The sequence below is a fragment of the Agrobacterium sp. 6Ca8 genome (assembly GCF_055382765.1).
This window is the reverse complement of record NZ_AP026433.1, coordinates 115294-129650: the sequence shown is the minus strand read 5'-3', so window position 1 is coordinate 129650 and position 14357 is coordinate 115294. Positions and strand designations below refer to the sequence as shown.

Sequence of the window (14357 nt, the reverse complement as noted above, 5' to 3'; positions counted from 1 at the left end):
CATGATACTAAAGCAAACCAAACGTGAGCAAATCGGATGAAACTCGGCGACGGCGTTGAACAGGCCATTCACAGCGTAGGCATGTTAGCGGGACTTTCCGAAGGCGGCGTGCTTTCGGCGGCGGCGCTGGCAGAATTCCATGGCGTTTCCACGAGTTATCTCTTGAAGCACCTGCAATTGCTTTCCGGTGCCGGAATAGTTTCCACTGTACCGGGGCCGAAGGGCGGTTATCGTCTGGCCCGGACAACCGACAAGATTACCCTGCTTGATATTGTTCTGGCCGTGGAGGGACCACAGCCTGCCTTTCGCTGCGCAGAAATTCGCCAGCGCGGGCCGAACCCCTTGCCGGGACGTTATTTCACCAAGCCCTGCGGCATCAACGCCGCGATGCTGAAGGCGGAGAAAGCCTATCGGGCGGAACTCGCTAAAACCAGTATTGCCGACATTCTGGGCGACCTTGCCGCCACTGACGACGGCGGCATTGCGGCACGCGGCTGCGCCTTTCTGGAGCTGAACGAGCGCAGGACGGCGACGCGCTAGAACCTAAAAAGACCCAACCATCTGAAATACCGGAGAGCTTCGCAGCTTCCCGGAACGATGACACATGCCCCTCAAACTGAACCACGAATGGAGAGAGACACATGAAAACCCGTTTGAACTATGCCAAGGCATCCCCCGAAGCCTTCAAAGCCGTGATGGCGCTCGAAACCTACGTCCAGAGCAGCGGCCTCGAGCGCCGCTTCGTTCATCTCATCAAGCTGCGCGCATCAATCATCAATGGCTGCGCGTTCTGTGTGGACATGCATGTGAAGGAAAGCCGTCACGACGGTCTTTCCGAACAGTGGATCAACCTGATGAGCGTTTGGCGGGAATCCCCGGTATATACCGAACAGGAACGGGCGTTGCTCGGCTGGGTGGATGCGGTAACGAAGATTGCCGAAACCGGCGCTCCGGATGACGCCTTCGAGGCCCTGAAGGCGCATTTCTCCGATGAGGACATCGTGAAGATTACCGTTGCCATCGGTGCCATCAACACCTGGAACCGCATCGCCGTCGGCTTCCGTTCGCAGCACCCGGTCGAAACGGCAGCAAAAGCAGCCTGATCCGCTTTACCTGCACCGGACGACCGTTACATGGCGATGTAGCGGTCGTTTCTATGATTGATGGCGAGCGCGAGGTTCATGACCAGCGCGCCGAGGATGGAGCAGAGGATGACGAAGGGTGTCGCCACGAAGAATGAGCAGGCCAGCACCATGCCATCGAAGGCGAGCTGGACGAGACCGGCGCGCCAGCCGAAGCGGTCCTGGAGATAAAGCGCCAATATGCCGAAGCCGCCGAGGCTGGTGCGATGGCGGAACAGTGCCAGCATGCCTGCCGCGACCGTCAACCCGCCGAAAAGGGCGGCCGCGACGGGATTGATGCTTTCGAACGCGAAGAAGCCCGGCATATATTCCGAAAGCAGCGCCGTTATGGCAATGGCGCAAAAGGTCTTGACCGTGAAGGCAAGGCCGAGACGGCGGAAGGCGAGATAATAAAACGGCAGATTGACGAGGAAGAACACCGCGCCGAAGCTGAAGCCGATCGAATAGTGCACCAGAAAGGCAATACCCACCACACCCCCGGTGAGGAGGCCCGCAGCGGAAAGCAGCGTCACGCCGAGCGAGACCAGCATGCTGCCCGCCAGAACGCCCTGGGCATCTTCCAGCAGCGAATGGCGATCGGGCGCGGAAGCCCAGATATTCACGCGCTTTCGCGTAGTCGTATCGCCCATGCCTGTTCCCCTGATTTTCCCGCCTTGATCGAGCTATTGCGCCCAAGCGCGAGAGATTTCAAGCGTACTTTCTTCAGCGTACAACGATGTATCTGTCCGAGCGGTGGTTGATGGCGAGAAACATGTTCAGCACGAAGGCGCCGACAATCGAATAGACGACGGTGGCCGGATCGATGACGAGGAAGGCACAGAGCATCACGAATGCATCGAAGGCAAGCTGGATCAGGCCGGCGCGGATGCCGAAGCGGTCCTGAATATAGATGGCCAGAATGCCGATGCCGCCGAGGCTGGCGCGATGGCGATAAAGCGCCAGCAACCCGTAACCGAGGAGCAGGCCACCGAGCAGCGCCGCCCAGAGCGGGTTGATGCTGTCAATGACCATCCAGCGCGCTTCCACTTCCGTCAGCACCGAAACAAGACCGATGGCAATGAAGGTCTTGATGGAAAAGGCAAGACCGAGGCGGCGGAACGAGAGGTAATAGAAGGGCAGATTGACGAGGAAGAACAGGAGGCCGAAGCTGATGCCGAAGGCATAGTGAATGAGGAAGGCGACGCCGGCGGTGCCACCGGTCAAAAGGCCGACCTTGTTCAGCAGATAAAAACCGAGCGCCGATACGATAGCTCCGGTAACGATGCCCTGCACGTCTTCCACCGGCGCATGTTTGGCCGGATCCGAACTCCACATGCTGTAAACGCTTCTCGTTCTGCTCACGCTTTTTCCCTCAGGTTTCCGCGCATTTTGCACTGCAACAAACACGCGATCAAGATGGATACGTAAGGACGACTGACCTATCGTGAAAAAGGCAAGAAACGAAATGTTCAGGCTTTGGCGCGGGCAAGAAAAAGAATGCCGGAAAGGGGTTTTCCGGCATCCTTGCGAATGGTGGTTTTGCGGATTTCGATAAGAGAATAGCCCGCCCGCTCAAGAAGGCCGCTCACATAGCTTTTCGAATGTGCGTAACGCAGCGATTCCCGCAGCACAAAACCATCTTCATCCCCTGCGTCCTCCACCGAAAAGGCGAAGAAACCGGAGGGCACAAGCAGGGCCGAAACGAGGGGCATGACGGTTTCGAGACTGCCGAGATACATCATCACGTCGGCGGCGGCGACGAGGTCCGCGCGGTGATGCGGCATTGCCGGCGCGAACAGTCCCGAGGCGTCAGCTTCCAGCGATAGATCGGCCTGGCCGAGATGGTCGTAAAGTCCCTTTTCTTCCGCCTTGGCGAGCATGTTCTGGGAAATATCGAAACCTTCCAGCCGCTTTGCCAGGAGGCGGATTTCAACACCAAGAAGGCCGGTGCCGCAGCCAATATCGACAATGGTGTCGAAGACGCCGCCTCCCGCCGCCTTGCCGATCAGCTCCGCCAGCTTTTGCGGTACGCTGTAATCCAGTTTCTCGACGAGCGACGTTTCGAAACGGTCTGCATAATCGTCGAACAGCCCTTCTACATAACGGCTCGGCGGCTGCTCCGGTGTGTCCGCGGCGCCGAGAACCGCGAGTTTCAGTTCGGCTGCAAACAGCCCTTCCGTATCCAGTTCGGCGACTTTTTCGTAAGCCGCCACGGCTTTGTCCGTTTCCCCCGCCTTTTCATGATATTCCCCGAAGCGAAACCAGCCCGCCGTCCACCGTGGCGCAAGTTCAAGCGCCTGCTCCATGAGTTCGGCGGCGGCGGGATAATCACCGCTCTCCGCCAACATGCGGGCATAGTCCGCCCGGCGGTCGGCAATGACGTCACCGGAAGAAAACTGGTTTGGGGCCATTCAAGATTTCCTGGAGAAGATGTCGGCTGTCATTTATCAAGCCATAAAAAAACTCAAGTCCTATTTCATGGCGCACTCATGGAATTGCGAATATGACGCGATATAGTGCACCGAAACTTGCATCGAAGCAGCGTGCTTCATATGTCAGGACAAAACAGGAGACTTGCTGATGGCCGGTGAGGTCAACAAAATGCTGGGTGATACGGTGGCCCGCACCGTGGTGAAGCTGCTGGTGGTTTCATTGCTTGTCGGCTTTCTGATGGCGATCTTCGGATTGACGCCATGGAATATCATCTATGGCGCACGCGACTTCGTGGTCGATCTGTGGCGCAGCGGTTTCCACGCGCTTGGCGCAATCGGCGACTATCTGATCCTTGGCGCGACGATCGTCATACCCATTTTCATCATCCTGCGCCTCCTGAGCTATCGCCGCTGAGATGACCGACACATCTTTCCAGACGCTTACGCGGCGCGGCTTCGTGCTGATTTCCGCCGGTTCTGTTCTTTCCGCCTGTGTTTCCGTGCCTACAAACAAGGGCATGCCGTCAGGCACCCGCGATGAGACCGCGGCAGCGCTTCCAATGGTCAACGAGTTGCGCCGCTCGAAAGGGCTTTCGCCACTCTCCTTCAGTAGTGCGGCAAGTGGTGCGGCCGCTTATCAGGCCGGACGCATGGTCAAGGCGCAGAAGATGGCGCATCTGATCGGCCTGACCGACAGTTTCCTCATCCGCATGAAGGACGGCAATGTGCCGCTACCGGCAGCGGAAAACGTGGCGGCCGGGCAGGACAGCGTGGAGCGTGTCGTCAAGGCCTGGATCGGCTCGAAACATCATCTGGAAAACATGCTCGGACCATATAATGGCCTTGGCGTCGCGGTTGCCTATGATGCCGCAAGCCGCAACCGGCCCTATTGGGCGATGGTGCTCTGCGCGTGAGATAACGGGGGGCGCCCCCTCCACCCTCATTCCTGTCCCTGTCACAGGGATGAGGCAGGAGAGCACACCACCACGATAAGCACTTATCTTAACCGACGCAGCGTCTCGACCGTTCAGGTCATCGTCATCCTAGCTTGCGGTCGGCCCAGCGGTCGACCGTGCTGTCGCGTAGGTCACGAATGGACTGCACACCTTCGCGAGAGACCAGCTTCGACAGGCCTTTGACGATGGACGACGGCAGGCCGGGGCCTTCATAGACCATGCAGGAATAGAGCTGAACCAGATCGGCCCCTGCCCTTACCTTTTCCAATGCCGTTTCCGGCGAAGAAAGGCCACCCACGCCGATGATGGGCAGATTGCTGCCGACGCGCCGGCGCATCTTGGCGAGAACAGTGGTCGAAAGCTCGAATAGCGGCTTGCCGGACAATCCACCCGCCTCACCCTTATGCGGACCGGGCCGCAGGCCTTCACGCGAGAGCGTGGTGTTGGAGACGATCAGGCCATCGAGATCATGGGCCAGCGCCTCTTCCGCCACGTCATCCAGCCCTTCCTCGGTCAGATCGGGCGCGATCTTCAGGAAGATCGGAATGCGTTTGCCAAAGCGTTCGGCTTCTGCCCTGCGGCGCTCCAGCACGGCGCCAAGAAGTGCCGCGAGGCTTTCGCGCGCCTGCAAGTCACGCAGACCCGGCGTATTGGGCGAAGAGATGTTGACGGTGAAATAGGATGCGACCGAATAAAAGGCCTCGATGCCCTGCACATAATCGGCGATGCGGTCTTCGCTGTCCTTGTTGGCACCGATATTGACGCCGACGATGCCACGTAGCTGCGCCTGCTTTAGGCGCTCCAGCGCTGCGGCATGGCCTTCATTGTTGAAACCGAGGCGGTTGATGACGCCTTCATCCTCAACCAGACGGAAGATGCGCGGTTTGGGATTGCCGGATTGCCCACGCGGCGTGACGGTGCCGATTTCAGTAAAGCCGAAACCGAGCCTCAGAAGCGGTCCCGGGACTTCCGCATTCTTGTCGTAACCCGCCGCCATGCCGAGCGGATTGGGGAAAACGAGGCCTGCAACGGTCTGCTGCAGACGCGGATCGTGCGGCACCATGCAGGTGGGCAGAAAGCCGCTTTTCAGCGCCGCCACGGACAGGCCATGTGCCTTTTCCGGATCGACAAGAAACAGGCCCTTGCGGCCGATTGAGGAAAATAATCCGCTCATCACAAAATCTCCGGAAACTGGTGCTGGCCATCGTGGCCAAGTGAAAGCGGCGTTTCCCAAAGCACGGCGGTCAAGGGAAGAGACGCATAGAGATGGGGGAAAAGATCGCCGCCTCTCGAGGGTTCATAAACCAGCTTGTCGCCAAGTGCTGCACCATCAACAGCGATCAGAAGCAGGTCGGTCTGGCCGGAAAAATGCCGGGCGGCAGTCTCGGCCGCCTGCTTTGCCGTTGAAAAATGAATGAACCCATCCGTCAGATCGATGGCGGCGCCTTTGAAGACGCCTTGTGCCCTGGCTGCATTCCACAACGTCTCCGGCACGATTTTATAAATGATCGCGGGCGTTTCCTGCATGGGGCTCTCCGAAGGCTTTCCAAGGCTTTTCAGTCTGGGCGGTTTGCCGCAAAGCGGGTCGATTGTCCACAGTTTCCACGGCATTTTTATTGCCGCGACGGCTGTTCCCAAGCTTTTTCTTGTAATACGCAACCGATTAGAGCAACCTTTCAGCAGAGGAGCCGGAAGCAGTCTAGACTGCCGGCAAACGGGAGTGCGCCATACCTTTCAAAGAACCGCATAACGCCCTTGGGAGGGGGCCAGAATGTCGGAACTTGTCATTATCATCGCAGACGACCACCCGCTTTTTCGCGGTGCCCTCAAACAGGCCGTATCCGGTCTCGACGGGCAGCAGACAATCATGGAAGCCGGGGATTTCGAGGCTGCCAGAAGTGCCGCGACGGCGTGCAACGACGCCGATCTGATGCTTCTGGACCTCGCCATGCCGGGTGTCAGCGGATTTTCAGGCCTGATGGCGCTGCGGGCGGAATTTTCCAGCCTGCCCATCGTCATCGTTTCGGCAACGGACGACGCGACCACTGTTCGCCGGTCCATCGAACTCGGCGCTTCCGGTTTTATTTCCAAATCCTCGGGCATCGACGATATCAGGGATGGCATTCGCGCGGTTCTTGAAGGCGATGTGTGGATACCGGCAAGCTGTCAGGGCGAAAAGGAGCATGATCCTGACGTGGCTGATCTCATCGGCCGGCTCAGAACGCTGACGCCGCAACAGAGCCGGGTTCTGGGCATGCTGGCCGAAGGCCTGCTGAACAAGCAGATCGCCTATGCGCTGAATGTTTCGGAAGCCACCATCAAGGCACATGTCTCCGCTATTCTGTTGAAGCTTAAGGTCGATAGCCGCACACAGGCGGTGATACAGCTCAGCAAGATAAACACATCGGCCATGGTGGCATAATCGAGGATTTTATTCCTTTCTTTTCTTTACTCCTGACGGGATGTGGTCTAGATTCCGCAGAGTAAACGACAGGAGCTTTTCCGCCACGGGCTCCACCTGCGGGCTTTCATCATGCTTTCACACGAGACGATCTGGAGCGCCATCGATACGCTTGCCAAACGTCACCAGCTGACGCCTTCGGCCTTGGCGAAGCGTGCCGGTCTCGATCCCACCTCGTTCAACAAATCGAAGCGTTTCGGCCCGGATGGCCGAAAACGCTGGCCTTCGACGGAATCGGTATCCAAGGTGCTGGAGGCGACGGGGGCAAGCGTCGACCAGTTTTTTGGTTATGCTTTCGGCAGGACGCAGACAATGCAGCCTTCAGGTGCGGACAATGCCATCCCCCTGCTCGGTTTTGCGCAGGCGGGCTCCGGCGGCTTTTTCGACGATGGCGGTTTTCCGGCCGGTCAAGGCTGGGATGTGGTGGAGTTCCCCTCTTCTCCCGAACGCAAGCAGGGCGTCTACGCGCTGGAAGTACAGGGCGAAAGCATGATGCCGCTTTACCGCGACGGCGATATCCTGATCGTGGAGCCGGGCGCGCAGGTGCGGCGCGGCGACCGCGTTGTGCTGAAAAGCCGTGACGGCGAAGTGATGGCCAAGGTGCTGGCGCGGCAAAGCCCCAAGAATATCGAGCTTCTTTCGCTCAATCCCGAACATCCGAACCGCAGCTTCGACATGGCCGATGTGGAATGGATCGCCCGCATCATCTGGGCCAGCCAATAGACACCCGCCATTGCGAAGACAGGCGTCCTACTTGCCCGGGCACAACTCAGAGAGCAGGCGTCGACACTATCCCTTTACAGACCGAGTGATGTTGCCGCGGCATCAACCGTCATGATCTTCGCACCGCCGGAGGCTGCCCTGCGGACAAGGCTCTGAAGTTTGTCTTCCGGGCAACCGTAAAAGCTCGGTGTCTGCGAAACATCGTGGGTGAAAATGATGAGCCAGCCGCCATTTTGCAAAACATCCTCGAGCCAACGATCGGCGGCATCGAGATAGTTCGGGTCCGCGCGCAACTCTACCCCGGCAAGATTGTACGGATCGATGCTGCCCCGGTTGATGCCAGGCATGATGCCGCGAGCGGTCTTGAACCTTCGTCGTAACAGGGGCTGCATGACGGGCGAGGCCATGCCGAAAGGAACGGAGAAATTCCGCCTGCCTCGGTTTTTGGCGAACGATCCCAGCACGGTTTCGTTGTGATCAAGATCCTCTTCAAGCCCGCGCCGTGAAAAGCTCGAGAGTTTGCGATGGGAAAAAGTATGGCAGGCAAGCTCGTGGCCAGCCGCTGCAAGTTCCGAACAGCCTTCGGTTGAAATCATGTCCTGCTGTTCATAGTGCTTGTCGATAAAAGTACCTGCGAGATAAAATGTCCCGCGAACACCCTCGCTTTCCAGAATGCGCGCGCCCTTTGTCCAGGCGGTCGCCGGCACATCATCGAATGTGAAGGAGACGATTGGTTCGGACGTTTTGATCAGCGCCGCCGGTCCTGGAAAGTACTGCACCAGCCGGTTATTGATCCTGTCTGCAAATGTCCCGATTTTTTGTGTCATGCATAAGCCCCCCGGCCTGTCTGCAAATTACTGCCCCTGCTCAAGTATGTCGTACGCCTGATGCTTCAAACAATAGATTGCAATCAGTAGAGAAGACCAGATAGGCCCGGTTCCGGTAAAGAAATTACTCTCAAGACACGAAGAAAGCAGTGCATACACCCAAATTCGTGCAAAAAGCCGCGTTAATGCCGGATCGGTACCCTTGTTCACAGCTATACGAAAATCGTTTGCGGGTATGATGACGAGCCATATGACGATGAGAACAAAGGCCGGCAGGCCGCCATTCAGCAGGCTTTCGACAAAGCCGTTATGGGCATGGAAGGCGGTGACCGCCCAGGTGCCGGCAGTATCGGCCTGCGCCAGAAGCCGGTCACTCGTCCAGAATGCCTGAAAACCCTGCCCGAAGATCGGCGATTGCGCAAACGTGTCGAAGGACAGGCGCCATATATCCGTTCGGCCGGTAAAGGTGGAATCGATCCCCAGACTATCGACCACATGCCGTATGCTCGGAAAATAGGTGGAGCCGACCGCGAGGATGTTGAGGAAAGCCAGAAGACCTCCGATCATCAGCAATGTCCGACCGGCATGTCTTTCCATGACCCAGACCAGCGCAACAGTGACGGGCAACAGCATTGCTGCGGTTTTCCCGTTGGTTTTCCAGAGGAAGAACCCTGCCAGAAGCGTGATGACAATGCCGCCAACCGTCGACCAGCTATTGCGCAGGTAAAGCCCGATCATGACGAGAATGATCATGGCCGGAGCGGCGGCATTCTTGTGATTGAAGATACCGCGCCAATCGCCGGCGAGCGCCGTTTCATCGAGATCGTAGGGCTGGTGGATCGAGCGCGAGCGCAGGAAGATCACCCCGAAGTAGCAGAGCGCCAGCAGGATGACGGCGAAGATGGCCATCATCCGGTCGAACTGCCGCCTGTCGCGCGGCATGACGACGAGGACACTGGTGATGAAGCACAGAAGGCCCGTAAAGAGCAAACGTTGCAGCGAAGTGCCAGGCTGGGAGCCAAGCACCGAACAAATCACCAGCCAGGAAAACAACAGCAGAATGGGCAGACGCGGCCGCAACAAAAGCCCCGTCAGCCGATGACGCAGGGCAAAAACACCCAGCATCAGCGCAATCACCAGCCCGGTCAGCTGGTTTGCGGCGGCGTGCGGCACGGGTGCAGCCGCAAGATTTTCGAAAGGCGCAACGGAAATCCAGATATAAAGCATCGTGACGACGAAAAAAATCGCGTCGCGACGGCCGCCCGCAAGCGACATGCTGTTGCTTTGTACAGGAATGGACTGCGTATCAGTAAAAGGCGGCATCGTCGGCCACATCGAAAAAGGATAATCGGATCATTGGCCTGCCTTGTGACGAACAACGAAACCCTTTTTGAAACCGGGCCATGTCCAAATAACCATAACAGTCATTATCATCATTATTATACAATTGCTTTAACCCTCTCTTACCTCAAGAAGGCTAAGACTGGGCAACTGCCATTCATAGAGGTCGACGGCCTTCGAATTATTGCCCCCTTGCCGGGTTTTTCAGTTCATCAATTTTAAGAACACGGCAGTTATCTTGAATTCGCCCGGCGACGCCGGAAAGCACGGAGAATAAGGTGTCGTTGAATACGCCGCGGTTCAGCCATCTAGTCAGACTGGGATTGACCTATATGGCATCCGGCGGGGCGCTTTTGATGTCCAGCGCCGCCCAGCTTTTGACCTTCGCCCTGCTTGCCCGCCATCTCGGCGTGGAACAATTCGCGCTCTATGCCTCGATCACGGCCGTGACCAATCTCGGCGTACAGATTTGTGGTTTCGGTTCGCAGGAATCGCTGATCCGCCGCGTGGCGCAGGATCGCAGCATGTTTCCCGTGATGCTCGGCCACAGCTATCTCTTGAGCGCCGCTACCGGCATTGTGCTGACCATCATCGGCATGGTCACGATCCCGGTGTTTTTCCCGACGTCGGAAACATTGCTGCATACCCTCATCACCACTTTCGTGATCCTGGTGACGAACCTCATCCTTCTGAAAGTCATTTCGCTTTCCACCCAAAGCTTCATCGCCCATTCCGACTTCGCCTCCGCCAACAAGCTGGAAGTGATGTTCGCCGTTGCCCGCACAATTGCCGCCGTGGTCGCCTGTCTCATCTTCAAGGTGGAGACGGTGGAGGCCTGGGCCCTGTGGAACCTGGCTGCCCATACGATTGCGGCAGTGATTTCGCTGAAGGCGATCGGCAGGCTCGGTCGGCCGGTCTTCCGGATCGTTCGCGATGAAATCCGCATCGGCATCCTGTTTTCCACCCAGTTCCTGTTCAAGGCCGTGCGTGGCAATGCCGATATTCTCGTTCTCGGTGCCGTTGCCAGCGCCGAGGTTCTGGGCAGCTACTCCATTGCCCGGCGAATTCTCGACAGCTCATACCTCTCCGTCGAGGCTCTCAACCGGCTGATCTATCCGGGGTCGGCCTCAGCCGCCCTGCAGGGTATCGGAAAGACCATAGAGCGCGCTTATAATGTGCTGAAGGCAGCGCTTGTCATCGCAGTCGGCAGCGCGCTGGCCATCTTCATAATCGCACCCTTCCTGCCGCTACTGTTCGGCGACGAATACGTCTCGCTGCCGATCATCACCCGTATCCTTTGCTGGGTCGTGCTGCCGATGGCCGTTGCGGCGACCGCGCTTGAGGCGCTTGGTGCATCCGGACGGCAGGATATCCGCGCCAAGATATGGAACAGCGGTAATCTCATCGGCTCCGTTATCGTCGCCTTCCTCACTTGGTCGTTCAGCATTTCGGGAACGATCGGCAGCTATTTCTTCGTGGAAGCCGCCATCGCCGCCGCCGTTTGGATCGCTCTTTTGCGATTGCGGCGCAACGAAGAAGCCTTTGTGCCCGCCAAATAGAACGTTATCCGGGCGCAGATCCGAATGAAACCGGATTTCTCTAATAAAGCCCGTAGGGGAAATAACGCCGGTAGATTTCTTCCAGCCGGCCATTGCGCGAAAGTGCGGCAAGCGCCTGATCAAAGGCCGGTACAAGCACATCGTCCGGATCAACTGCCATGATGGAAAGGCCTTCGCCAAGAAATCTGTCGGATAAATAAGGTCCGCCGAAAAGCGCACAGCAAGCACCGGACGTGCTTCCCGAAACCCAGAAAGGCAGGCGCAGACCATCCGCAAAAACCGCGTCCACCTTGCCCGTCTTCAACGCCTCATACATGGGTTCGTAACCATTAAAGCCTTCGGCCGAGGCTTTGGGAAAAAATGCCTTGAGCATCTGTTCGTGCCGCGAGCCCGTGACCACACCCACCTTCTTTCCCGACAGGGCATCAGCGCCGGAGCCAGTGAATTTCGCTGCCTTGTTGACGGCAAGACGCGCGGGCAACAGCAGATAGGGTCGCGAGAAGGTGAAACTCTTTCGCAGATCGGCGGTGGTGGCAATGCCGGAAATCACCGCTTCGCCCTCTCCCATTTCCAGCGCTGCCTCCAGCTCATCAAACGGCAGTGCCTGCACCTGGCATTTGCTCTCAACCTTCAGCTGGGCGCAGATTTCGCGCACCAGATCGACATGAAAACCGGCAAGCCGGCCTTCCTGATCGGTAAAATTGAAGGGTGGGAAATCGACCGACATCAAAAACCTGATCCGGGGCACGGAGGACAGATCGCCACCCGGAAACCGCTCCTGCGCATCAAACAGCACCGGCATGCGGTTTCTGTCCGAGAGACCTTCCGCGTGAAGTTTTCCCAAATTACCACCGAATTGTAAAGCGATAGCTAAAGTAAAGACAATAACTATATTTCGCGTTACATTCATCATTCTCATCTATACTGTCCGTAGCAAGAAGCAGGGCGTTACCATGGCGGCGGCGGCGATGCATGGATTATTTTAGGCACTATACACGAGAATCGTTCCGCACGACGTCAGCGGGGCGAAAAATTGCGTTTTCGCTCATCGGCGACAATCCGTTTTGGACAGCGCCCGAACCGGACGAGCATGGGCCAACACGCTTTCTCTCTTCGCTGGGGTTCGGCAAGCCTTACATCGCTGCATTCGAAGAGCAGGCCCTCAAAAACGGCTCAACCGTGGAAGACGAGTTGCTGGCGAGCGGCCTGGTCGATGCGGATGCGTATTACGGTGCTTTTGCCAGATTGTTGCGATTGCCGTTTCGACCGGAAATCGATCCGGGTCGTGTGGCAGACCTCAATCACCTGGACGCGCAACTAGCCGAACCACGGCTCCTGCGGTTGACACCGCTGAATGGCAAGCCAGTGCTGCTGATCGTGCCGGAACTGGCAAGGATGGAATTGCTGAAAGGCATCCTCGATCAGCGTCCGTATCTTCTCGAAGAACTTGCCGTGACCACGCCACAGGCCATGCGCAGCGCAATCTGGAAGGCCGGCGAAGCACGCCGCTGCCGAGACACGCGACATCAGCTTTTCAACGCGGCGCCACAGCATTCCGCAAGGATCACGCTGCATGGCGAGCAGGGTTTTGTCAGCGGCATTTTCGTTACCCTGCTCGTTCTGTCGCTACTGTTTTATACGCAGGCGGCCCTGGCCTATATTCACGTCACCCTCACGATGCTTTATCTCTCCACCTTGCTTTTCAGGTTGTTTGCACTCGTCCATACGCCAAAAGGAAACGATGCGAAAACCGTCATACCACTCCAGCAGGACGGGGAGCTGCCGGTCTACACTATTCTTATGCCGCTTTATCGCGAAGAGGCGGTCGTTGAGCAGCTAATTCATGCGCTGGAGCGGCTGGACTGGCCCAAATCCCGGCTCGATATCAAGCTCGTATGCGAGGCAGACGACGTAGCGACGATCGAGGCCATCCAGCGGATAAATCCCGGTCCGCATATCGAGATCGTCAGGGTGCCGCCATCCATGCCACGCACGAAGCCCAAGGCCCTGACCTATGCGCTTTCCGGCGCGCGTGGCACTTTCGTTGCCGTTTACGACGCCGAGGACCGGCCGCATCCGCTGCAATTGCGCGAGGCCTATGCCGCCTTCCGCGACCAGCCGGACGAGGTGGCCTGTGTGCAGGCGCCGCTTATTATCAGCAATGCCAGCTCCTCCTGGCTCAGCGCCTGTTTCGCACTGGAATATTCCGGCCTTTTCCGCTGCATGTTGCCCGTTCTTGCAGCGTGCAAGCTGCCGCTGCCGCTTGGCGGCACCTCCAACCATTTTCGCACCGCCGTGTTACGCCGGGTGGGAGGATGGGACCCGTATAATGTGACGGAAGATGCCGATATGGGCCTCCGGCTGCACAGGCTGGGTTATCGCTGCGGTGTCATCCGGCGGCAGACACTGGAGGATGCTCCGACCTCCCTTTCCGTCTGGCTGAACCAGCGCGCGCGTTGGTACAAGGGCTGGCTGCAAAGCTGGCTGGTCATGACCCGCTCGCCCTTCACGACCGCGCGCCGCATGGGATGGATCGCCTATATCGTCTTTCAGCTGCTGATCGGCGGCATGCTTCTGTCGTCGCTGGCCCATCCCTTGCTGTTTGTTTCCTTCGCCTTCATGGCCATAGCAATCCGGGAAAACGGCGCGGATATGCTGCTTTCCTGGCAGGGCATTCTGTTTTTCATCGATACGCTGAATATTTTCGGAAGCTACGCGATCTTCGTACTGATGGGCAGAAACAGGATGATAGCTCATGAGAAACAACAGGTCGGACGGCGCTGGTTGGCGATCCCGCTTTACTGGCTGATGCTGTCACTCGCCGCATGGCGCGCCGTGGTGGAATTGAAAACCAAGCCGTTCGTCTGGAACAAGACGCCGCATATGCCGGTCATCAGGAACAAGGCCTGAGAGAAAATTCTACAAACGAATTCCAGC

16 protein-coding genes are annotated in these 14357 nt (G+C 57.7%); 8 read left to right on the top strand and 8 right to left on the bottom strand.

What is annotated here, in order from left to right; translation table 11 throughout:
• Positions 1–36: 36 nt before the first annotated feature.
• Positions 37–540, top strand: a complete 504-nt coding sequence (locus tag ACZ5A6_RS00630; protein ID WP_013635435.1) for an RrF2 family transcriptional regulator — start codon at positions 37–39, stop codon at positions 538–540.
• Between the two features lie 101 nt (positions 541–641).
• On the top strand, positions 642–1103 hold the full coding sequence (locus ACZ5A6_RS00625; RefSeq protein ID WP_003514954.1) for a carboxymuconolactone decarboxylase family protein: 462 nt from the start codon (positions 642–644) through the stop codon (positions 1101–1103).
• 26 nt (positions 1104–1129) lie between these two features.
• Here the strand turns inward: ACZ5A6_RS00625 and ACZ5A6_RS00620 are convergent, their stop codons facing one another.
• From ACZ5A6_RS00620 to ACZ5A6_RS00610, 3 genes are all read right to left on the bottom strand, one after another.
• Positions 1130–1771 (bottom strand): YitT family protein, encoded by a 642-nt coding sequence (locus tag ACZ5A6_RS00620; protein WP_174060698.1) that lies wholly within the window; start codon positions 1769–1771, stop codon positions 1130–1132.
• 73 nt (positions 1772–1844) lie between these two features.
• Entirely contained in the window at positions 1845–2456 is a 612-nt protein-coding gene (locus ACZ5A6_RS00615) for a YitT family protein (RefSeq protein WP_003514951.1), read from the bottom strand.
• Positions 2457–2590: 134 nt separating this feature from the next.
• On the bottom strand, positions 2591–3532 hold the full coding sequence (locus ACZ5A6_RS00610; RefSeq protein ID WP_174060697.1) for a methyltransferase domain-containing protein: 942 nt from the start codon (positions 3530–3532) through the stop codon (positions 2591–2593).
• Positions 3533–3701: 169 nt separating this feature from the next.
• Between ACZ5A6_RS00610 and ACZ5A6_RS00605 the strand changes: the two genes are divergently transcribed.
• Positions 3702–3968 carry a DUF6460 domain-containing protein gene (locus tag ACZ5A6_RS00605; protein WP_003514949.1) on the top strand — a complete coding sequence of 89 codons (267 nt, stop codon included), beginning with the start codon at positions 3702–3704 and terminating at the stop codon, positions 3966–3968.
• Between the two features lies 1 nt (position 3969).
• Positions 3970–4467, top strand: a complete 498-nt coding sequence (locus ACZ5A6_RS00600; protein ID WP_013635432.1) for a CAP domain-containing protein — start codon at positions 3970–3972, stop codon at positions 4465–4467.
• Between the two features lie 124 nt (positions 4468–4591).
• On the opposite strand, the gene ACZ5A6_RS00595 is transcribed toward ACZ5A6_RS00600, so the two are convergent.
• Together ACZ5A6_RS00595 and ACZ5A6_RS00590 are read right to left on the bottom strand one after the other, a co-directional pair.
• The gene (locus ACZ5A6_RS00595; protein WP_174060696.1) at positions 4592–5683 is read right to left on the bottom strand and encodes a quinone-dependent dihydroorotate dehydrogenase; all 1092 of its coding nucleotides are present in this window, start codon (positions 5681–5683) and stop codon (positions 4592–4594) included.
• Entirely contained in the window at positions 5683–6036 is a 354-nt protein-coding gene (locus ACZ5A6_RS00590; protein ID WP_174060695.1) for a DUF952 domain-containing protein, read from the bottom strand. Before ACZ5A6_RS00590 ends, ACZ5A6_RS00595 begins: the two co-directional genes overlap by 1 nt.
• Before the next feature lie 244 nt (positions 6037–6280).
• On the opposite strand from ACZ5A6_RS00590, the gene ACZ5A6_RS00585 reads away from it, so the two are divergent.
• Positions 6281–6931, top strand: a complete 651-nt coding sequence (locus tag ACZ5A6_RS00585) for a response regulator (protein ID WP_003514945.1) — start codon at positions 6281–6283, stop codon at positions 6929–6931.
• 111 nt (positions 6932–7042) lie between these two features.
• On the top strand, positions 7043–7693 hold the full coding sequence (locus ACZ5A6_RS00580) for a S24 family peptidase (protein ID WP_003514944.1): 651 nt from the start codon (positions 7043–7045) through the stop codon (positions 7691–7693).
• A 74-nt stretch (positions 7694–7767) separates the two neighbouring features.
• On the opposite strand, the gene ACZ5A6_RS00575 is transcribed toward ACZ5A6_RS00580, so the two are convergent.
• Entirely contained in the window at positions 7768–8520 is a 753-nt protein-coding gene (locus ACZ5A6_RS00575) for a polysaccharide deacetylase family protein (protein WP_174060694.1), read from the bottom strand.
• Between the two features lie 27 nt (positions 8521–8547).
• Positions 8548–9843: a Wzy-type polysaccharide biosynthesis protein UppY gene (gene uppY / locus ACZ5A6_RS00570; RefSeq protein ID WP_236776004.1), complete on the bottom strand. Its 1296-nt coding sequence runs from the start codon at positions 9841–9843 to the stop codon at positions 8548–8550.
• A gap of 350 nt (positions 9844–10193) precedes the next feature.
• On the opposite strand from uppY, the gene uppX reads away from it, so the two are divergent.
• Positions 10194–11420, top strand: coding sequence for a Wzx-type polysaccharide biosynthesis protein UppX (gene uppX / locus ACZ5A6_RS00565; RefSeq protein ID WP_236776011.1), 1227 nt, complete (start codon positions 10194–10196; stop codon positions 11418–11420).
• 40 nt (positions 11421–11460) lie between these two features.
• Here the strand turns inward: uppX and ACZ5A6_RS00560 are convergent, their stop codons facing one another.
• Positions 11461–12222 carry a transporter substrate-binding domain-containing protein gene (locus ACZ5A6_RS00560; protein ID WP_003514940.1) on the bottom strand — a complete coding sequence of 254 codons (762 nt, stop codon included), beginning with the start codon at positions 12220–12222 and terminating at the stop codon, positions 11461–11463.
• Between the two features lie 170 nt (positions 12223–12392).
• Here ACZ5A6_RS00560 and ACZ5A6_RS00555 point away from each other — a divergent pair, with 170 nt between their 5' ends.
• Positions 12393–14330, top strand: a complete 1938-nt coding sequence (locus ACZ5A6_RS00555; RefSeq protein WP_174060692.1) for a glycosyltransferase family 2 protein — start codon at positions 12393–12395, stop codon at positions 14328–14330.
• Positions 14331–14357: the final 27 nt, after the last annotated feature.